Raw genomic sequence first — 18,229 nt, forward strand, 5'->3', positions numbered from 1 at the left:
CGGAGTGAGAGTTGAACCGCAGAGTGGGGAACAACCGGCCATGAGCGGACGGCGGGGCGCCGGTTTGATTCGCCGATCCAGGACCGTTCATCTCGACACGGCCGCCATTGCTCCGCTTCGCTCCGCATGGCGGCCTACTCGATGAACGTGGAGCGCTTGTTCGACAAGCAGGGACCCGATCCCCCGCGGAATGCGAGAGGATGAGGCCGTGGTCGCAGATCCATTGCTCCGCGCCGACCGCGCGCCCGAACCTCGTACGTTGATCGACATCATCACCCGTACCGCCGACACCCATCCCGACGAGCCCGCCCTCGACAACGGCGCCGAGGTGCTCACCTACTCCGAATTCCTCGAGGCCGCCCGGACCGTGGCCGACGTGCTGCACGCCAACGGTGTCGGGTCCGGTGACCGGGTCGGCATCCGGCTGCCGTCGGGCACCACCGATCTCTACGTCGCGATCCTCGGCGCCATGCTCGCCGGGGCGGCATACGTGCCCGTCGACTTCGACGACCCCGACGAACGCGCCCAGTTGGTCTTCGGCGAGGCCGAGGTGACCGCGATCATCGGCCGCGACCTGACCGTCTCCCCCACCGGAGACTCCCCCGAGCCGGTCACCGGGCCGATCGAGATCGGCATCGAGCTGGATGCCTGGGTGATCTTCACCTCCGGGTCCACCGGCAAGCCCAAAGGCGTCGCGGTCCCGCATCGCTGCGCGGCGGCGTTCGTCGACGCCGAGCGCCGGCTCTTCCTGCAGGACAGGCCGATCGGCCCCGGGGACCGGGTGATGGCCGGGCTCTCGGTCGCCTTCGACGCGTCGTGCGAGGAGATGTGGCTGGCCTGGGCCTACGGTGCCTGCCTGGTCACCGCACCCCGCTCCCTGGTGAAGTCCGGGGTCGATCTGGGGCCGTGGCTGACCAAGAACCGGATCACCATCGTCTCCACCGTGCCCACCCTGGTGCAGATGTGGCCCACCGAAGCTCTGGACCGGGTCCGGCTGCTGATCCTCGGTGGTGAGGCCTGTCCGCCGGAGATCGGTGCCCGGTTGGCGACCGCCGATCGCGAGGTCTGGAACACCTACGGCCCCACCGAGGCGACCGTGGTGGCCTGTGCGGCCCGGCTCACCGGTGAACCGCCGGTCCGGATCGGGTTGCCATTGGACGGTTGGGATCTCGCCGTCGTCGACGGGGAGGGCAATCCGGTTCCCGACGGCGGCGACGGGGAGCTGATCATCGGCGGCGTCGGGTTGGCGCACTATCTGGACCCGGTGAAGGACCGGGAGAAGTACGCCCCGATGGCCAGCCTGGGTTGGGATCGCGCCTATCGCTCCGGTGACCTGGTACGCCGGGATCCGCGGGGTCTGCTGTTCCTGGGCCGCGCCGACGACCAGATCAAACTGAACGGTCGACGGATCGAACTCGGCGAGATCGACTCCGCCCTGTTGACCCTGCCCGGTGTCGAGGGTGCCGCCGCGGCGATCCGGAAGAGCGACACCGGCAACTCACTGCTGGTCGGCTATGTCACGGTCACCGACGGCTTCGACCTGAAGGCCTCCACCGCGGCCCTGCGAGAGGCGATGCCGGCCGCGATGGTGCCCCGACTCGCGGTCGTGGATTCCCTGCCCACCAGGACTTCCGGCAAGATCGATCGCGATGCACTGCCGTGGCCGCTGCCCAGCACCGGCTCCGGCCAGGGGGTCTTCACCGAGACCGAGGCGTGGATCGCCGAACTCTGGCAGTCGATCCTCGGCACCGGCCCGGACAGTGTCAGCGACGACTTCTTCGATCTCGGTGGTGGCTCGCTGACCGCCGCCCAGCTCGTCTCCCGGTTGCGCACCCGGCACCCGGAGGTGACCGTCGCCGACGTCTATGCCACCCCCACCCTCGGTGCCCTGGCGGCCCAGCTCGCCGACAGCGACACCGGGCCCGGGATCCGCAACGAGGACGTCACCCCGATCGGCCGCCGCACCCAGCTCGTGCAGGTGGCGGCGACCATCGCGGTCCGCGCCGTCGCGGGCCTCCGCCTGCTGATCTGGCTCGGCATCGCCGCCCTGGTCGTCGGCCTGGTCACCGGTGGATCCGTTGCCTGGTTGCCGAATCCGCCGTGGTGGGTGCTGCTGATCGGCTGGCTGCTGCTGATCAGCCCCTGGGGCCGGATGGGGCTGGCGGCCCTGGCCGCGCGCGCTCTCACCGCGGGCATCGGACCGGGATCCTATCCGCGCGGTGGGCGTACCCATCTGCGGATCTGGGCCGCCGAACTGGTCGCCGACGAACTCGGCGCCACCAACCTGGCCAATGCCGGCTGGATCCGCACCTACGCCCGCTGGCTGGGTTGCCGGATCGGCGCCCAGGTCGACCTGCACAGCCTGCCCCCGGTCACCGGGCATCTGCGTCTCGGACGCGGCGCCGCGGTGGAGTCCGAGGTCGATCTGCGCGGGCACTGGATCGACGGAAACACCGTGCACGTGGGAAAGATGCGGGTCGGACCGGGCGCCCGGATCGGGGCCCGCAGCACCCTGTTGCCCGGTGCGGATGTCGGACCGGGGGCCGAGGTGGCGCCCGGTTCGGCGATCTTCGGCGTGGTACCCGCCGACGAGGCCTGGTCCGGTGCGCCGGCCACCCGCAGCGGCGCCGCCCGCGGTCCCTGGTCGGAGCGACCGAAGCAGAACAACCTCTGGGCACCGGCCTACAACATCGCCTCGGTCGCCATCGCCCTGCTGCCCGGAATCGCCATCCTGGCAGGGATCGCGGTGGCCGCCCCCGGCCTGGTCCGCGCCGGGAGCATCGGTGCCGCGGCCGGCTGGGCGTACGCCTGGCTGATCCCGGCCAGCATCGTCGGCTATCTGGTGCTGATGCTGCTGATCCTCGGCGTGGTACGCCTGCTCAGCCTCCGCTTGCACCCCGGCCCGCACCCGGTGCTCGGCCGGCAGGCCTGGCAGGCCTGGGGAATCATCCGGTTGCTCGACGAGGCCCGCGGCTGGCTGTTCGGGTTGTACGCCTCCACCTGGACCCCGACCTGGCTGCGCGCCCTCGGCGCCCGGATCGGCAAGGATGTCGAGGCCTCCACCACCTTGATGATCCCCTCGCTGGTGCAGGTCGGCGACGGTTCCTTCCTGGCCGATGACACCCTGATCGGCGGTTACGAGCTCGGCGGTGGTTGGCTGCGGGTGGAGCGGGTGAAGATCGGAAAGCGTGCCTTCGTGGGAAATTCCGGGATGGCGGCTCCGGGCCGGAAGGTGCCCAAGCAGGGGTTGGTCGCGGTGCTGTCGGCGGCTCCCCGGCGGACCAAGGCCAAGAAGGGTTCCTCCTGGCTGGGCAGCCCGCCGCAGAAGCTGCGCCGCGAGACCGGTGCCGCCGACGAATCGCGGACCTATGCCCCGCCGGCCCGGTTGAAGCGGCTGCGGGCGCTGGTGGAACTGTGTCGGATCGTGCCGGCCTGGGTGAACATCGCGCTGCACCTGGCGGTGGTGTTCGCCCTGGCGGCGGCCTGGCAGGTCTCGCCGTGGCTGGCGGTGCTGCTGGGTGCGCCGGTGCTGGTGCTGGCGGGGTTGCTGGCCGGCACGGTGACGGTGTCCGCGAAGTGGCTGCTGGTCGGCCGGATCCGCCCGAGCGAATATCCGTTGTGGAGCTCGATGGTCTGGCGCAACGAGTTGGCCGACACCTTCACCGAGGTGCTGGCGCTGCCGTGGCTGATCCGCGGCACCTCCGGCACCCCGGTGCTGACCGCCTTCCTGCGGGCGATGGGGGCGCGGATCGGGCGTGGCGTGTGGTGCGAGACCTATTGGCTGCCCGAACCGGACCTGATCCGGATCGGTGCCGGCGCGACCATCGACCCCGGATGTGTGGTGCAGACCCATCTGTTCCACGATCGGGTGCTGAGCATGGACACCGTCACCCTCGGCGCCGGTGCGACCCTCGGCCCGAACAGCGTCATCCTGCCGGCCGCCGAGATCGGCGCCCACGCCACGGTCGGACCGGCCTCGCTGGTGATGCGCGGGGAATCGATCCCGGAGCAGACCCGCTGGATCGGCAACCCTGTGGGACCATGGCTGACCGCACAGCCCGGCGTACCGAAGGACCGATCGAGGAAGGAACCATCCCGCTGATGCCGTCCGCACAGCAGCAAGCCGCACCCACCGCGGACCCCTACCTGCCCGATCACGGGGACCCGAGCTACGGGGTCGACCACTACGACCTGGCGTTGACCTACAAACCGGCCTCGAACCACCTCTCCGGGCGGGCCCGGATCACCCTGCGCCCGCTGACCGAGATCCGCCAGCTGACCCTGGACCTGCATGCGCTCAAGGTCACCAAGCTGGCGCTGCGCGGGGCGAGGGTGGAGCGTTGGCGGCAGAGCGCATCGCGGCTGGTGGTACGCCTCGGCGCCCCGGTCGCCGCGGGGACGGTGCTGGAGCTGGACGTGCAGTACCGCGGCGAGCCGCGGACCATGCCCGGCCCCGATGGCCGGGCCGGTTGGGAGGAGCTCGCCGACGGGGTGATCGTCGCCTCCCAACCGCACGGTTCGCCGACCTGGTTCCCCTGCAACGACCGCGCCGATGACAAGGCGCGCTACGACATCGCGATCAGCGCCCCGACCGACTATCACGTGCTCGCCAACGGCACCCTGGTCGGCACCCGACGCGGGGCCGGTCTGGTCAGCTGGCACTACCGGATGAGCGAACCGATGGCGCCCTATCTGGCCACGGTCGCGATCGGGCGCTATGCGGCGTACCCGCTGCCGACCGCTCCCGGTGCCAGCGTGCCGGCGACCCTGGTCTGCCCGCCGCTGCTGCGGCCGCAGGCGGCCGAGGCGTTCGCCGACCAGAGTGCGATGATCGCCTTCTTCGAAAGGCTTTTCGGGCCCTACCCGTTCACCGCCGATTATGCGGTGGTGGTCACCCCCGACGCCCTGGAGATCCCGCTGGAGTCGCAGGGATTGTCCACCTTCGGGTCGAATCTGGCGACCCGGGACTGGCAGTCCCAGCGGCTGATCGCCCACGAGCTGAGCCATCAGTGGTTCGGCAATGCGGTCACCGCCCGCAGTCTGGCCGAGATCTGGCTGCACGAGGGGTTCGCCTGCTACTCGGAATGGCTTTGGTCGCAGGAGTCCGGCGGGCCGAGCGCCGACGAGTGGGCGCGCCGGTACCGGCGCTCGCTGGCCCGGCAACCGCAGGACCTGCTGCTCGGCGCCCCGGGCGCGGACCGGATGTTCGACGACCGCGTCTACAAGCGCGGTGCGCTCACCCTGCACGCGCTGCGTCGGCTGATCGGGGACGGGGCGTTCTTCACCCTGCTGCGCGACTGGTTGCAGCGGTACCGCTACGGGGTCGCCGGCACCGCGGAGTTCATCGCCCTGGCTGAGCAGGTCAGCGGCCGTTCCCTCGCGGGGTTCTTCCATGCCTGGTTGGATTCCGCACCGCTGCCCGCCCTCGACTGACCGTCTCCTCGACCCGTCTCGATCAGGCTCGAATAGGCTCGGCCCATGACAGCCGAGACCCCGACCATCCTGGCGACCTCCGGAGGCGTACGCCCCGGTGAGCACACCGCGCTGGAGTTCTCCCCGCTCACCGAACTGGCCGTGGAGCTCGCCGACGTCACCGGCCGGGCGCCGCGGATCTGCTTCCTGGCAACGGCTCTGGGCGATTCGGAGTCGGTGCTGCTGCGGCTCCACGCAGCAGCGCAGGCCGCCGGGTACCAGCCCTCGCACCTGCAGCTCTTCCCGATGCCGAATGTCGCCTCCCCCGCCGAGCAGCTGCTGGCCGCCGACGTGATCTGGGTGATGGGCGGCAGCGTCGCCGGGCTGCTGGCGATGTGGGAACTGCACGGACTCGCGGCTCCGCTGCGGCAGGCCTGGGAATCCGGGGTCGTGCTCACCGGGGTGTCGGCCGGCTCCATCTGCTGGCATGTCGGCGGTACCACCGATTCCTTCGGCCCCGAACTGCGCCCGGTCGACAACGGGTTGGCCTTCCTGCCGTTCGCCAACGGTGTGCACTACGACAGCGAGGAACGGCGCCGGCCGCTGTTCCAGCGGTTGATCGCCGAGGGCACCCTGCCGGCCGGATACGCGACCGACGACGGCGCCGGGCTGCTCTACCGCGGCACCGGGGGTGCAGCCCCCGAAGCGGTCAGCGAGAAGGACGGGGCGTACGGCTATTTCGTCGAGCGTGGCACCGATGGGGCCGTCGAGACGACCCTGGACACCCGCCGGCTCTGAGGCGTACCCCTCGACTCACCGTGGCTGGTCGGCACCGGTCTCGCGGCGGGCCAGCTTGGAATGCCGCCGGCTGTAGGCGAAGTAGACGATCAGGCCGAGCACGAACCAGCCCAGGAACCGCAGCCAGGTCACCGGTTCCAGGAACGAGACCAGCCAGAGGCTGAAGATCACACCGAGCGCCGGCACGAAGGGCATCAGCGGGGTCTTGAACGGGCGGGGGATGTCCGGGCGGCGGTAGCGCAGCACGATCACCGCGATGCAGACCACCACGAACGCGAGCAGGATGCCGATATTGGTCAGCTCCGCCGCCTCGCTGATCGGCAGCACCCCGGCGATGATCGCCGAGGCGATACCGGCGATCCAGGTCACCCGAGTGGGCACATTGCGCTTCGGGTCGGTCTTGGCGAACCAGCTCGGCAGCAGACCGTCGCGGGCCATCGAGAACCAGACCCGGGTGACACCGAGCATGAAGGTGAGCATCACGGTGATGATGCCGACGATGGCGCCGACCGCGATGATCGAGCCGAGGGAGGCCATTCCGGTGGCCGCGAAGGCCGAGGAGATGCCGGCCTTCGGGTCGATCTCCTTGTAGTTGACCATGCCGGTCAGCACCAGGCAGACGCCGACGTAGAGGACCATCGCGATCGCCAGTGACAGCAGGATCGCCTTGGGCATGTGCCGTTGGGCATCCTTGGATTCCTCGGCGGCGGTGCTGAGCGCGTCGTAGCCGAAGACGGCGAAGAAGACGGTGGCGGCACCGGTCATCGCGCCCCCGAAACCGAGCGGTGCGAACGGGGTGTAGTTGGCCGAGACCACCTAGGAGGCGCCGACGACGATCACCAGCACCACGATGGCGACCTTGATGCCGACGACGACCAGTTCGAACCGGGCAGCGTTGCGAATGCCGCGGGTGAGCACGAAGGCGACCAGCAGACAGAGGATCATCGCGAACAGGTCGACCCGGTGCCCCTCACCGGTACCGGGGGCGCCCATCATCCAGGCCGGCAGCTCGACCCCGAACTGGGTGAGCAGGAACTCGAAGTAGCCGGAGATGCCGATGCCGACCACGGCGACGATCGCGATGTATTCCAGCAGCAGGTCCCAGCCGATGCACCAGCCCACCACCTCACCGAGCACCGCATAGCCGTAGGTGTAGGCCGACCCGGCCCGCGGGATCATCCCGGCGAACTCGGCGTAGGAGAAGGCCGCCGCCGCGCTGGCGATACCGGCGATCAGGAAGGAGAAGACCACTGCCGGGCCGACGCCCTTGCCGCCCTCGGCGCCGCTGGCGACGCTCCCGGCCAGGGAGAAGATGCCGGCGCCGATGATGCCGCCCACGCCGATCGCGGTGAGCTGCCACAGGCCGAGGCTGCGGGTGAGCTGGGTGCCGGAGTCACCCGAGTCGTCATCGATCCGGTCGATCGGCAGCCGCCGAAAAATGGGGAGGGTCATGACAACACAGTGAACTCCTGCTGACCGGAGTTTGTCAGCACCCTGTGCGGTCAATCTTTCGGCGGGTTGAGCTGCACCCCCTGGCGGACCCGGCGCGGTGCGGTGATCCGTACGCCGAGGGGATCCACCCGGGCGATCAGCCCGCGGTCCGCGGTGGCCAGGGTGACCCGGTGCCGGTCCTCGGCCAGCTCGCGGCAGCGGCGGACGATCTCGTCGTCCCCGGAACCTGGGGCGTGCACCGTCTGCACCGCGCCCTGCACGGTTTCCGGTACGCCGCTGCGGGCGCGGCCCTCGAGGACCAGCAGCACCCGGTCGTGGTCGCCGGGGGCGGCGACCAGGGCGTCGTGCAACCGCGCCGCGGCACCGGGGCGGTCCCGCCACCAGCCGTCGGGCACCGAGCCGATGACATTGGCGGCGTCCACCACCAGCACGTCCTCGGTGTCCGGGCCGCCGTCCAGGTCCGCGACCGCTGCGGCGTACGCCTCGGCGAGGGCTGGCAGATCGGCGCGGTAGGTCGCGATCCGACAGCCGCGACCGGAGGGGGCGAGCAGGATGCCCTCCTCGGCCCAGTGCGGGAACGCCCTCTCCAGCAGCTCCGGCGGGTACGCCCCAGCGGCGTTGGTGACCCGCCACCAGGGCACCCCGGCACCATGGGTCGCCATGACCCGCCCGACCCGCCGCGCCGAGGTACCGACCAGCTCGGCCAGGTCCCCGTAGCTGACCACCCGGCCGGGCGGAATGAGCTCGACCGCGGTCAGTACCCGCTCGATCGTCAGCTCGGGATCCGGCGTCTTTCCCATGCCGGTCAGCCAACCACACCGGGGCGGACCCGACCGACCGTCGGGGCATCGGAGTCCGGTCGGGGCATGGTGTGCGATGCCCCAACCGAAGGTCCATGCCCGAACCGCGAGTCAGCGCCGGCCGCGGGCCAGGGCCCGGGTGAGCGGCTTGGCGAACTCGGCCGGCGCCTCGAGCGAACGCCAGACCCAGCGAACCACCCAGTGGCCCAGGTTCTGCAGGGCCCGTTCGCGCTCCCGCTCGGCCTGGATCACGTCCTCGATCCGTTGGTCCGGCCTGAGCAACCGGCCATACTTGACCTTGCCGTCGAATTCGCCGATGACACCATGCTCGGGCCACCAGAAGTCGGTACGCCCGATCCATTCCCCGTCGTCGTTGGTGAACTCCTGTTGCAACACCGGGGCCGGCAACCCCAGCTCATGCATCAACCACCGCGACCGGGACTCCCCGGCACTCTCGCTCAGTCGGTCCGCGAATTCGAGGGCCAGCCGCGCGCGGCGGCGACCCGGGCGGGTCTTCCAACGCGCGACCTCCGCGAGTGCGGTGTCGCGATCCAGTCCGGCCCGCAGTGCCGAGTCCGCGACAGCCACGGCGGCCGGGATCGCCAAGGTGGTCACCAGCGCCAGCGTCGTGGTGAGCAGGTCGGTGACCTCGACAGGTTCGCCATCGGGCTGCTGCAGCGTGGTCAGATCTCCGGCGTCGGGGAAGGCGTGGATCTGCACCCGACGGCCGACGGAACGGTGCGTTCCGGGTCTGGTCACATGCACGCGGGTCAGCTCGCTCGATGGGAGCCAGAGCCCGTGCAGCACGCCGGCGGTCGCGTGGCTGAACACCGACCCGTCGGCGAGTCCGGGGCGCAGGGCCGCCAGCAGTTGGAGGTGGCGTTCATCCTCGCTGAGCAGTGCCGGATTCGTGTCGGAGTAGCGGCCCCTGGCGAGCCGGTGGAGGGTGCCGGCGCGGACCTTGTCGCGGATCTCGCCATACGTCCAACCGCGTGCCAACAGGTCCTCGGTGGTCTCGATCATGGCCCAAGCCAAGCGGGTTCCGGCCGGTCGTGTGGCCCCGTAACCCTGGTTATCCACAGGCAATATCTCGTTTTGCGCCGGGGGTGTTGACCCAGTACAGTTAATCCTCGCGCGCACCGCTAGCTCAACTGGCAGAGCAGCTGACTCTTAATCAGCGGGTTCAGGGTTCGAGTCCCTGGCGGTGTACCAATCGACGAGGCCCCGGGAGCTCCCGGGGCCTCGGTCGTTTTCAATCCGTTCGGGCATGATCCTTCGGTTGGGGCATCGCACACCATGCCCCGACCGAAGGACGATGCCCCTACCAACGAGAACCGGCTGCCCGGGGCCCCAGCGGACCCCGGACAGCCGGATGGGCTGCTCGCTACTTCACGCCACCGGCGGTGAGGCCGGCGACGATGCGGCGCTGGAAGAGCAGCACCGCGATGATCAACGGCACGGTGACGATGACACCGGCGGCCATGATCGTGCCGTAGGGGGTGTCGAAGCCGGTCGCGCCGGTGAACTTGCTGATCGCCACGGTGGCGGTGTTCATGTCCTTGTCCTGGCCGAAGGTCAGGGCGATCATGAACTCGTTCCAGACCGCGATGAAGGTGATGATGGCGGTGGTGAAGACACCCGGCGCCGCGAGCGGCAGGATCACCCGGAAGAACGCCTGCATCGGACCACAACCGTCCACCATCGCCGCGTACTCGAGCTCCACCGGGAGCTGGCGGAAGAACGCGGTCAGGTTCCACACGCACAGCGGCAGCGCGAAGGACAGCGAGGGCAGGATCAGCGCCTGGTAGGTGTTCATCCAGTTGAGTGGCAGCCACTCGTAGGTGCCGGTGAACATCTTCAGCAACGGGATCAGCAGGGTGACCTGCGGGAACATCGAGCAGGCGATGATGATGCCGAGCACGATGCCCTTCAACGCGAATCGCAGCCGCGCCAGGGCGTACGCCCCCAGGATGCCGAGCACCAGGGTGAGCACGGTGGTCACCCCGGAGACGATCAGCGAGTTCAGCAGCGACCGGGCGAAGTTGTTGCCCGGCGCGAACACGGCGGCATAGTTCTCCACCGAGGCCGGGTTCGGGATCAGGTCGGTGCTGCGGCCCATCGTCGGCAGCCGCAGCGAGGAGACCACCATCCAGTAGAACGGCAGGATGCAGTAGAGGACGATCAGCGCCATTCCGATGTAGGCAAGGATTCGCCCGGCCCGTTGCTTGCCGGAGCCGCTGCTCCGCTGCAGATGCTGCAGCTCCTCTTCGGTGGTACCACCCTGTGCGGAGCTGGCCACGGTGACATCGGTACTCATGTCGCACTCTCCCCCGAAGTGATGGTCTTCATCTTGCGTCGGCGTTTCTTGGCCTCGCGGACGGCCTTCACATCGTCATCGCCGACCACGTCGGCGCCGAGGAACTTCACGAACAGGAAGGCGATCAGCATGATGTAGATGAACAGCACGATCGAGTACGCCGCCGCCGGGCCGTAGCGGGTCTGGTTGGCCTCGTCATAGGCGAACACCGACAGGGTCTCCACGAAGTACTTGCCGGGGCCGACCATGCCGTAGGGCAGATCGAACATCCGCATCGTGTCGAGGGTCCGGAACAGCACCGCGACCACCAGCGCCGGCTTCACCATCGGCAGGGTGATCCGCACGAACTGCTGCCAGGCATTGGCCCCATCGACCCGGGCCGCCTCGTAGACCTCGTCGGGGATCGTCTGAAGTCCCGCCAGGGTGAGCAATCCGATGAATGGCGCGGTCTTCCAGACATCGGCGATCACGATCGCCCAGAACGAGGAGGTGTTGTCGGCGAGCCAGAGGATCTGTCGACCCAGGATCCGGTTCGCGATGCCCGCCTCGTCGAAGATCAGCTTCCACATCAGCGCCGAGACGATCGTCGGAATCGCCCACGGCACAAGGATTCCGGCGCGCACGATGCCGCGGCCGCGGAAGGCCTTGGACATGATCAGCGCCATCGCGACACCGAGCACGGTCTCCAGGATGATGCAGACCAGGGTGAACGCGCTGGTGTTCCAGAACGCGTTCCAGAACCGATCCATCGGTCCCCACATGCCGCTCACGGTGGCGTTCTCGGCGAACACCGCGGTGTAGTTGCCGAGGCCGACGAACTGGTCCCCCTGCTGCACCAGACCCGTGTTCGGATCGACGCCGTCGTTGCGGCGGAAGAAGGATTCCCGGATGGACAGCAGGATGGGTACGCCGACGACGGCGAGGATGACCACCATGGTCGGCGACAGCAGGACGGCCGCGAAACTCGCCTGGCCGTCGGACAGCGCATTCTTCTTACCCTTGCCACCGCGGGCCGGGCTCGACTTCCCCGATCCCGGGGTGGGTCTCGAAGCCTCACTTCTGGTGGATTCGGTACTCGTGGACACAGCACACCTCCTTTGGTGCGTCGATCAGGGGTGGAGGGCCCGAGGGCGGGCCGTGCCGATCACGACGCGCACCCACCCCCGGGGCAACTCACTTGACCAGTGACTCCAGCTTGGTCTGCATCTCCGCGGTCGCGGCAGCGGGGTCCTTCTGGCCCTGCAGCACCGCGTACGAGGAATCCTGGATGGCCTTCGACACATCGCCGTACTTGACCACCTTCGGCCGCGGCTGGGCGCCCGCGATCGACTCCTTGAGCGGGGTCAGGTACGGGTACTTGCCGACCAGTTCCTGATCGGAGTAGAGCGACTCGATCGTCGGCGCCAGGGCCGAGGTGCTGGTGCGCATCTTCTGCTGCTCCTCCGCCGCGGCGAACGCGATGAAGTCCAGCGCGGTGCCCTTGTTCTTGGCGAACTTCGCGACCGCGTAGGAGTGGCCGCCGAGCGAGGAGACACCAGGTCCGTCGACACCGGGCAGCGGGGCGACGGCGAACTTGTCATTCACCTTCGATGAGCCGTCGGTGGCGGAGAACTTGGAGTAGACGTAGGGCCAGTTGCGCAGGAACATCAGCTTCCCGTCCTGGAAGGCCTGTCGGGACTCCTCCTCCTTCCAGGTGATCGCACCCTGGGGGATGGTGCCGTCCTTGAACGAGTCGCTGATCCACTGCAGGCCCTTCTGGGCCTCCGGGCTGTTCACCTCGACCTTGTTGTCCTTGACGATCGAGCCACCGGCGGAGTTGATCGCCTCGGACACGTTCACCGTGAGGCCCTCGTACTTCTGGAACTGACCGCCGTAGCAGTCGGCGTCCTTGGCCTCGGGCACCTTCTCCTTGATCTGCTTGCAGACGGTCTTGACCTCTTCGAGGGTCTTGGGCGCCGCGGTGATGCCGGCGGCATCCATCCAGTCCTTGCGATAGAAGAGCAGGCCACCGTCGGAGGTGACCGGGACGGCGTACAGCTTGTTGAAGTAGGTGGACGCGTCCACCGCCGGCTTCAGCATCTTCGAGGTGTCGAACTTGCCGTCGGGCAGCGCCTCGACGTACTGGTTGCCGGCGAACTCGGCGGTCCAGACGACGTCCATGTCGTAGACGGTCTGGTCGACGCCCTTGCTCTGATAGTTCCGGATCATCATGTTGCGCTGTTCGTCGGCGGAGTCGCTCAGCTCGATGAAGCTGACCTGCTGATCCGGGTTCTGCGCGTTCCACTTCTCGATGATCTGCGGGACCGCGTTCGAGGTGTCCTTGCCGGAGATGAACTGGATCGGACCGCGCTCGTCCCAGTTGGCCTGGGTCTGCTGACCGCCCGCACCACCGGAGGTGGAGCCCCCGCCACCACAGGCGGCGAGCAGGACCATCGTTCCGACGGCGGCGCCGGCGACGGAGATGCGTCCGATACGACGGGTGAATGACATGTCTGCCTCACTTCGTTGTGTCCGTGCTGCCCATGAGTTGCGATGCCCATGAGTTCTTTGAATGGGTGAGCGAGGCTCACACTAGACCGGCAAGTCCGGCTCTGAAACGTTCAGGAAAAGATTCTGCGCCCGATCGTTATCAAGTCCTGACCAAGCGGTATGTAATTCATCGCGGGCCGATGTCGACCGCACGGAACACGCCAGAGGTCCGGCCTCAGCGCTCACAGATACAGGCCGGTGTGCCCGTCCGACAGCCGCTCCGCCGCCACCGCATGCAGATCCCGTTCGCGCAGCAGCACGTAGTCCTTGCCGCGCACCTCGACCTCGGCACGGTCCTCGGGATCGAAGAGCACGCGGTCGCCGACCTTGACGGTGCGGACGCTGGTGCCGGCCGCCACCACCGCACCCCAGGTGAGCCGGCGACCGATCGCCACGGTCGCGGGGATGACGATCCCGCCGCCACTGCGCCGTTCGCCGTTCTCCCCCTCGGTGGAGACCAGCACCCGATCGTGCAGCATCCGGATCGGCAGGGCCTCGTGGTCCTGTCCCCCCGTATCACTCACCGGTACGCCTCAGCATCACTCGCCGGTACGCCTCAGCCACCGGTTCAGGAATCCCCGTCCCGCTGCGCCCGGCGTACCACCGCGCGGGTGATCGCCATCAGCGCCACGAAGCCTGCGACCGAACCGGCGATCATCGCGATCCGGTCGAGTCGCCATTTTCCCGAGGCGGTCTGCACCTGATCCTTGGCGTTGTCGAACTCACCCTGGACGAAGCTCTTGAAGCCCTCGACCTGGCGGCGCTTCACGTTGGTGGGGTGCACCTCGTCGATCAGGCGCTCCAGGTTGGCCGACAACCGGGTGCGCGCGGCCGCCAGATCGGCTTCGATCTGCGAGCGGCTGCGGGAATTCTGGTCTGCCACTTGGGGACTCCTCGTCGCGTGTCGTCACGTTCGGACGTACGCCCGGTCAGGGGCGCGGCGTCTCAGGGACAGTTACGCAGCCTAGTACAACCGGACGCGTCCGGATGCCGGGGGCGAGACACCGGGTGTCGGGGCCGATGGCGGCTGTCGGGGTGCATGGCTAGGGTTTGGCCATGACCACGCGACTCGCTCCCGGAGACACCGCCCCGCCGTTCACCCTGACCGACTCCACCGGCACCCAGGTGTCCCTCGCCGACCAGGCCGGCCGCCGCGTGGTGGTCTACTTCTATCCCGCGGCGATGACCCCCGGGTGCACCACCCAGGCGATCGATTTCACCGCGGCGATGAACGAGTTCGAGGCCGCCGGTGTCGACGTGCTCGGGATCTCCCCCGACAAGCCGGAGAAGCTCGCGAAGTTCGCCGAGAAGGAGTCGATCGCCTTCCCGCTGCTCGCCGACCCGGACAAGCAGGTGATGACGGCCTACTCCGCCTACGGCACCAAGACGATGTACGGCAAGCAGGTCGAGGGCGTGATCCGCTCCACCTTTGTCGTCGATGTGGACGACCAGGGGGCCGGCACGATCGCCCTGGCGCAATACAACGTGCGCGCCACCGGGCACGTCGAGCGGTTGCGCCGCGAGATCGGCATCTGAGAGCCGATTCCACCGGTGCCACAGCCCCGGTCCGCACCCCTACACTGGGCGCAGGCCGAAGTGGTGGAACTGGTAGACACGCAGGATTTAGGTTCCTGTGCGCACGCGCGTGAGGGTTCGAGTCCCTTCTTCGGCACGGCCGTGCGTGCGACATGATGGGGCGTCGAGCCAGATCAAGAAAGTATTACCCACCCGGAAGTGCCCCCACACGACCGGGATCGGGATTAAGGAGCAACACCGTGGAAACAGTCAAGACCCGAGACACTGCTGCCGCGGAAGAAGCCGCCCGGATCTGGGCGAAGGCCACCGCCAAACGCGACGAGAACCAGGCCAGCGACGCCAACAGCGATGAGGCCGTCGGCCTGATCGAGGAGACGCTGAACCACTCCGAGCGTTCCTTCCTGCTCTACCTCACCACCGAGGAGGGGATGATGGCCTTCGCCGCCATCGAGCCCTCCCGGGACGCCGACGAGACCGTCGGTGAGATCCGCTACCTCGGCGTGGCCCCGGGCCACTGGGGTGAGGGCTGGGCCCGGCGGCTGCTGGTCGCCGTCCCCGGTGCGCTGCGGGAGAACGAGTTCGGCTCCGGTGAGTTGTGGGTGTACGCCGACAACATCCGCGCGATCTTCGTCTACGAGGCGATGGGCTGGATCGGCACCACCGAGACCCGCCGGCACCCGGTCACCAACCGGGTCGAGCAGAAGTTCGTGCTCAAGCTCGGCTGAGCGGCAGGCGCTCAGGTCCGGCGGCGGTAACTCACCCAGCTGAATCCGTCGCGATCCTCCCGGGCGGTCTCGGTCCACTCGGCCGGGTCGACCGGGGGGAAGTGGGTGTCGCCGGCCAGGTCGGCGTGCACCTCGGTGATCTCCAATGCGTCGGTGCGCGGCCAGGCCTGGGCGTACACCTCGCCGCCGCCGAAGATCCAGACCCGCTTCCCGGTCGCGAGCGCGGCGTCGATGGCCTCGTCGAGGTCACCGAAGACGCGTACGCCGTCAGCGGTCCAGTCGGGATTGCGGGTCACCACATAGGAGTCGCGGCCGGGCAGCGGCCGCCCGATGGATTCGTAGTTCTTGCGGCCCATCACCAGCACCCCGCCCATGGTCAGTGCCTTGAGGTGGGCGAAGTCCTCGCGATGCCGCCAGGCCAGGTCGTTGTCGGCGCCGATCACGCCGTTGGCCGCGACCGCCGCGATGGCGGTGACACTCACACCGCCACCGGTGCCTTGATGCCCGGATGCGGGTCGTAGTCGCGCACCTCGATGTCGTCGAAGCCGAAGCCGTCGATGTCGCGTACCACCGGGTTGAGCCGCAGCGTCGGCAGCGGCCGGGGCTCGCGGGCGAGCTGGGTGCGGCACTGTTCGAGGTGGTTGCTGTAGATGTGCGCGTCACCGAGGGTGTGCACGAACTCCCCGACCCGCAGATCGGTGACCTGGGCGATCATCTGGGTGAGCAGGGCGTAGGAGGCGATGTTGAACGGGACGCCGAGGAAGATGTCGGCCGAGCGCTGGTAGAGCTGGCAGCTCAGCCGGCCGCGCTGGTCCGGATCGTCGGCGGCCGCCGGGGCGACATAGAACTGGAAGAAGGTGTGGCAGGGCGGCAGCGCCATCTCCTCCAGCTGGCCGACATTCCACGCCGAGACCAGATGCCGGCGGGAGTCGGGGTTGCTGCGCAGGCCCTCGATCAGCCGGGCGATCTGGTCGACGTGCCCGCCGTCGGGTGTCGGCCAGGAGCGCCACTGCACCCCATAGACCGGACCGAGCTCGCCGTCGTCGTCGGCCCACTCGTCCCAGATGGTGACCTTGTTCTCGTGCAGCCAGCCGATGTTGGAGTCGCCGCGGAGGAACCAGAGCAGCTCACCCACGACCGAGCGCAGATGCACCTTTTTCGTGGTGAGCAAGGGGAAACCGGCCGCCAGGTCGAACCGCAGCTGCGGTCCGAAGATGCTCAGCGTCCCGGTGCCGGTGCGGTCGGTCTTCTCGACGCCCTCATCCAGCACCCGCTGCACCAGATCCAGATACTGCCTCATCGGGTCTCCTCCCCCACCAGCCGCACCAGGTGCGGCACCATCGCCCGGATCGCCTGGCCACGATGGCTGATCGCGTCCTTCTCGGCGGCACTCAGCTCGGCGGTGGTCCGGGTCTCACCGTCGGGCACGAAGATCGGGTCGTAGCCGAAGCCATTCTCCCCCGCCGGGCTGACAGCCAGCCGCCCCGGCATCAGTCCGTGGGTGACCTGGCTGCGGCCGTCGGGCAGCACCAGCGCCAACGCGCTGACGAACTGGGCGCCGCGGCGTTCGGCCGGTACGTCGGCGAGCTGGCGCAGCAGCAGGTCCAGATTGTCGGTGTCGGTCGCACCCGGGCCGGCCCAGCGCGCGGAGCGTACCCCCGGCATGCCGTTCAGCACGTCGACCGCGATGCCGGAGTCGTCGGCGAGTGCGGGCAGCCCGGTGGCGGCCACGCAGGCCCGGGCCTTGAGCAGCGCATTGCCCTCGAAGCTCAGCTCGGTCTCGGCCGGTTCCGGATAGCGCTCGAAGTCCGCCAGGCCGAGCACCTGGATGCCCTCGCGTTCGCTGACCCGGCGCAGTTCGGTCAGCTTCTTGGCGTTGTTGGTGGCCAGCACGACGCGCGCGCCGGCCGGTACCGCGGGGGTCACGAGCTCGCGCCCGCCTTCAGCGCCTGCTGCTGCAATTCGGTCAGCTCGGCGCAGCCGTGGGCGCCCAGATCGAGCAGCTTGTTCATCAGCTCCCGGTCGAAGGGGGCGCCCTCGGCGGTGCCCTGCACCTCGATGAAGCGGCCGTCGCCACCCATCACGATGTTCATGTCCACCTCGGCGGTGGAATCCTCGGCATAGTTGAGATCCAGCACCGGGGTGTCCCCGACGACGCCGACGCTGACCGCGGCGACCGAACCGGTCAGCGGCTCACCGGCGAGCAGGTTGCGTTCCCGCAGCCAGGACACCGCATCGGCGAGCGCGACGTAGGCGCCGGTGATCGAGGCGGTCCGGGTGCCGCCGTCGGCCTGCAGCACGTCGCAATCCAGCACGATGGTGTTCTCCCCGAGCGCCTGGTAGTCGATCACCGCGCGCAGGCTGCGGCCGATCAGCCGGGAGATCTCATGGGTACGCCCGCCGATCCGGCCCTTGACGGCCTCCCGGTCGGAGCGGTCGTGGGTGGCCCGCGGCAGCATCGCGTACTCGGCGGTCACCCAGCCCAGCCCGGAGCCGCGGCGCCAACGGGGCACGCCCTCGGTGACGGAGGCGGCGACCAGCACCCGGGTCATCCCGTATTCGACGAGCACCGAACCCTCGGCGTGATCGAGCCAGTTCCGGGTGAACCTCACCTCCCGGAGCTGGTCTTGGGCACGGCCATCTCCACGGGTGTCGCTCAT

General features: G+C 68.8%; 16 protein-coding genes, 2 tRNA genes and 1 pseudogene. 7 read left to right on the plus strand and 12 right to left on the minus strand.

Annotated elements, in window-relative coordinates; genetic code table 11:
• Positions 1–208 precede the first annotated feature (208 nt).
• The 3 genes from BI335_RS16350 to BI335_RS16360 are packed head-to-tail and all read left to right on the plus strand — an operon-like array spanning position 209 to position 6,210.
• Positions 209–4,102: a Pls/PosA family non-ribosomal peptide synthetase gene (locus BI335_RS16350; RefSeq protein WP_229119649.1), complete on the plus strand. Its 3,894-nt coding sequence runs from the start codon at positions 209–211 to the stop codon at positions 4,100–4,102.
• Positions 4,042–5,433: a M1 family metallopeptidase gene (locus BI335_RS16355; protein WP_229119650.1), complete on the plus strand. Its 1,392-nt coding sequence runs from the start codon at positions 4,042–4,044 to the stop codon at positions 5,431–5,433. Before BI335_RS16350 ends, BI335_RS16355 begins: the two co-directional genes overlap by 61 nt.
• Positions 5,434–5,478: 45 nt before the next feature.
• The gene (locus BI335_RS16360) at positions 5,479–6,210 is read left to right on the plus strand and encodes a Type 1 glutamine amidotransferase-like domain-containing protein (RefSeq protein ID WP_094432218.1); all 732 of its coding nucleotides are present in this window, start codon (positions 5,479–5,481) and stop codon (positions 6,208–6,210) included.
• A 15-nt stretch (positions 6,211–6,225) separates the two neighbouring features.
• Here BI335_RS16360 and BI335_RS16365 read toward each other — a convergent pair.
• The 3 genes and pseudogenes from BI335_RS16365 to BI335_RS16380 all read right to left on the minus strand — a co-directional run bounded on the left by BI335_RS16365 (position 6,226) and on the right by BI335_RS16380 (position 9,485).
• Positions 6,226–7,662, minus strand: a pseudogene (locus tag BI335_RS16365) (amino acid permease).
• A gap of 50 nt (positions 7,663–7,712) precedes the next feature.
• Positions 7,713–8,462: an MGMT family protein gene (locus BI335_RS22150; RefSeq protein WP_229118132.1), complete on the minus strand. Its 750-nt coding sequence runs from the start codon at positions 8,460–8,462 to the stop codon at positions 7,713–7,715.
• A 111-nt stretch (positions 8,463–8,573) separates the two neighbouring features.
• A complete protein-coding gene (locus tag BI335_RS16380) occupies positions 8,574–9,485 on the minus strand; it encodes a hypothetical protein (RefSeq protein ID WP_094406871.1) in 912 nt (303 codons plus the stop codon).
• A 113-nt stretch (positions 9,486–9,598) separates the two neighbouring features.
• Here BI335_RS16380 and BI335_RS16385 point away from each other — a divergent pair.
• Positions 9,599–9,674 (plus strand) — tRNA-Lys (locus tag BI335_RS16385).
• Between the two features lie 172 nt (positions 9,675–9,846).
• On the opposite strand, the gene BI335_RS16390 is transcribed toward BI335_RS16385, so the two are convergent.
• From BI335_RS16390 to BI335_RS16410, 5 genes are all read right to left on the minus strand, one after another.
• Positions 9,847–10,779 carry a carbohydrate ABC transporter permease gene (locus BI335_RS16390; protein ID WP_094432220.1) on the minus strand — a complete coding sequence of 311 codons (933 nt, stop codon included), beginning with the start codon at positions 10,777–10,779 and terminating at the stop codon, positions 9,847–9,849.
• Positions 10,776–11,864 (minus strand): carbohydrate ABC transporter permease, encoded by a 1,089-nt coding sequence (locus BI335_RS16395; protein WP_229118131.1) that lies wholly within the window; start codon positions 11,862–11,864, stop codon positions 10,776–10,778. Before BI335_RS16395 ends, BI335_RS16390 begins: the two co-directional genes overlap by 4 nt.
• An 88-nt stretch (positions 11,865–11,952) precedes the next feature.
• The gene (locus tag BI335_RS16400) at positions 11,953–13,269 is read right to left on the minus strand and encodes an ABC transporter substrate-binding protein (RefSeq protein WP_094406869.1); all 1,317 of its coding nucleotides are present in this window, start codon (positions 13,267–13,269) and stop codon (positions 11,953–11,955) included.
• 221 nt (positions 13,270–13,490) lie between these two features.
• Positions 13,491–13,787, minus strand: a complete 297-nt coding sequence (locus tag BI335_RS16405) for a GroES family chaperonin (protein ID WP_094355941.1) — start codon at positions 13,785–13,787, stop codon at positions 13,491–13,493.
• Between the two features lie 89 nt (positions 13,788–13,876).
• Positions 13,877–14,191 carry a DUF3618 domain-containing protein gene (locus BI335_RS16410; RefSeq protein ID WP_094355814.1) on the minus strand — a complete coding sequence of 105 codons (315 nt, stop codon included), beginning with the start codon at positions 14,189–14,191 and terminating at the stop codon, positions 13,877–13,879.
• 173 nt (positions 14,192–14,364) lie between these two features.
• Between BI335_RS16410 and bcp the strand changes: the two genes are divergently transcribed.
• The 3 genes from bcp to BI335_RS16425 all read left to right on the plus strand — a co-directional run bounded on the left by bcp (position 14,365) and on the right by BI335_RS16425 (position 15,569).
• Positions 14,365–14,844, plus strand: coding sequence for a thioredoxin-dependent thiol peroxidase (gene bcp / locus BI335_RS16415; protein WP_229118130.1), 480 nt, complete (start codon positions 14,365–14,367; stop codon positions 14,842–14,844).
• A gap of 54 nt (positions 14,845–14,898) precedes the next feature.
• Positions 14,899–14,980 (plus strand) — tRNA-Leu (locus tag BI335_RS16420).
• A 103-nt stretch (positions 14,981–15,083) separates the two neighbouring features.
• Positions 15,084–15,569, plus strand: a complete 486-nt coding sequence (locus BI335_RS16425) for a GNAT family N-acetyltransferase (protein WP_172421929.1) — start codon at positions 15,084–15,086, stop codon at positions 15,567–15,569.
• 11 nt (positions 15,570–15,580) lie between these two features.
• Here BI335_RS16425 and BI335_RS16430 read toward each other — a convergent pair whose 3' ends face one another.
• The 4 genes from BI335_RS16430 to rph are packed head-to-tail and all read right to left on the minus strand — an operon-like array spanning position 15,581 to position 18,229.
• The gene (locus tag BI335_RS16430; RefSeq protein ID WP_094355811.1) at positions 15,581–16,051 is read right to left on the minus strand and encodes a dihydrofolate reductase; all 471 of its coding nucleotides are present in this window, start codon (positions 16,049–16,051) and stop codon (positions 15,581–15,583) included.
• Positions 16,048–16,869, minus strand: coding sequence for a thymidylate synthase (locus BI335_RS16435; RefSeq protein WP_094406865.1), 822 nt, complete (start codon positions 16,867–16,869; stop codon positions 16,048–16,050). Before BI335_RS16435 ends, BI335_RS16430 begins: the two co-directional genes overlap by 4 nt.
• Positions 16,866–17,495 carry an RdgB/HAM1 family non-canonical purine NTP pyrophosphatase gene (gene rdgB, locus BI335_RS16440; RefSeq protein WP_094355809.1) on the minus strand — a complete coding sequence of 210 codons (630 nt, stop codon included), beginning with the start codon at positions 17,493–17,495 and terminating at the stop codon, positions 16,866–16,868. The genes BI335_RS16435 and rdgB overlap by 4 nt, the downstream gene beginning before the upstream one ends.
• Entirely contained in the window at positions 17,492–18,229 is a 738-nt protein-coding gene (gene rph / locus BI335_RS16445; RefSeq protein WP_094406863.1) for a ribonuclease PH, read from the minus strand. The genes rdgB and rph overlap by 4 nt, the downstream gene beginning before the upstream one ends.

The sequence above is a fragment of the Enemella evansiae genome, from assembly GCF_002250705.1.
GTDB classification, from domain to species: Bacteria; Actinomycetota; Actinomycetes; order Propionibacteriales; family Propionibacteriaceae; genus Enemella; species Enemella evansiae.

What these genes read in the sequence shown, in the direction of transcription:
- BI335_RS16405 (WP_094355941.1), bottom strand. Translation starts at nt 13,787, where the DNA reads ATGCTGCACGATCGGGTGCTGGTCTCCACCGAGGGGGAGAACGGCGAA.
- BI335_RS16360 (WP_094432218.1), top strand. Translation starts at nt 5,479, where the DNA reads ATGACAGCCGAGACCCCGACCATCCTGGCGACCTCCGGAGGCGTACGC.
- BI335_RS16400 (WP_094406869.1), bottom strand. Translation starts at nt 13,269, where the DNA reads ATGTCATTCACCCGTCGTATCGGACGCATCTCCGTCGCCGGCGCCGCC.
- rph (WP_094406863.1), bottom strand. Translation starts at nt 18,229, where the DNA reads ATGAGCGACACCCGTGGAGATGGCCGTGCCCAAGACCAGCTCCGGGAG.
- BI335_RS22150 (WP_229118132.1), bottom strand. Translation starts at nt 8,462, where the DNA reads ATGGGAAAGACGCCGGATCCCGAGCTGACGATCGAGCGGGTACTGACC.
- BI335_RS16355 (WP_229119650.1), top strand. Translation starts at nt 4,042, where the DNA reads ATGGCTGACCGCACAGCCCGGCGTACCGAAGGACCGATCGAGGAAGGA.
- BI335_RS16390 (WP_094432220.1), bottom strand. Translation starts at nt 10,779, where the DNA reads ATGAGTACCGATGTCACCGTGGCCAGCTCCGCACAGGGTGGTACCACC.
- BI335_RS16380 (WP_094406871.1), bottom strand. Translation starts at nt 9,485, where the DNA reads ATGATCGAGACCACCGAGGACCTGTTGGCACGCGGTTGGACGTATGGC.
- BI335_RS16435 (WP_094406865.1), bottom strand. Translation starts at nt 16,869, where the DNA reads ATGAGGCAGTATCTGGATCTGGTGCAGCGGGTGCTGGATGAGGGCGTC.
- bcp (WP_229118130.1), top strand. Translation starts at nt 14,365, where the DNA reads ATGACCACGCGACTCGCTCCCGGAGACACCGCCCCGCCGTTCACCCTG.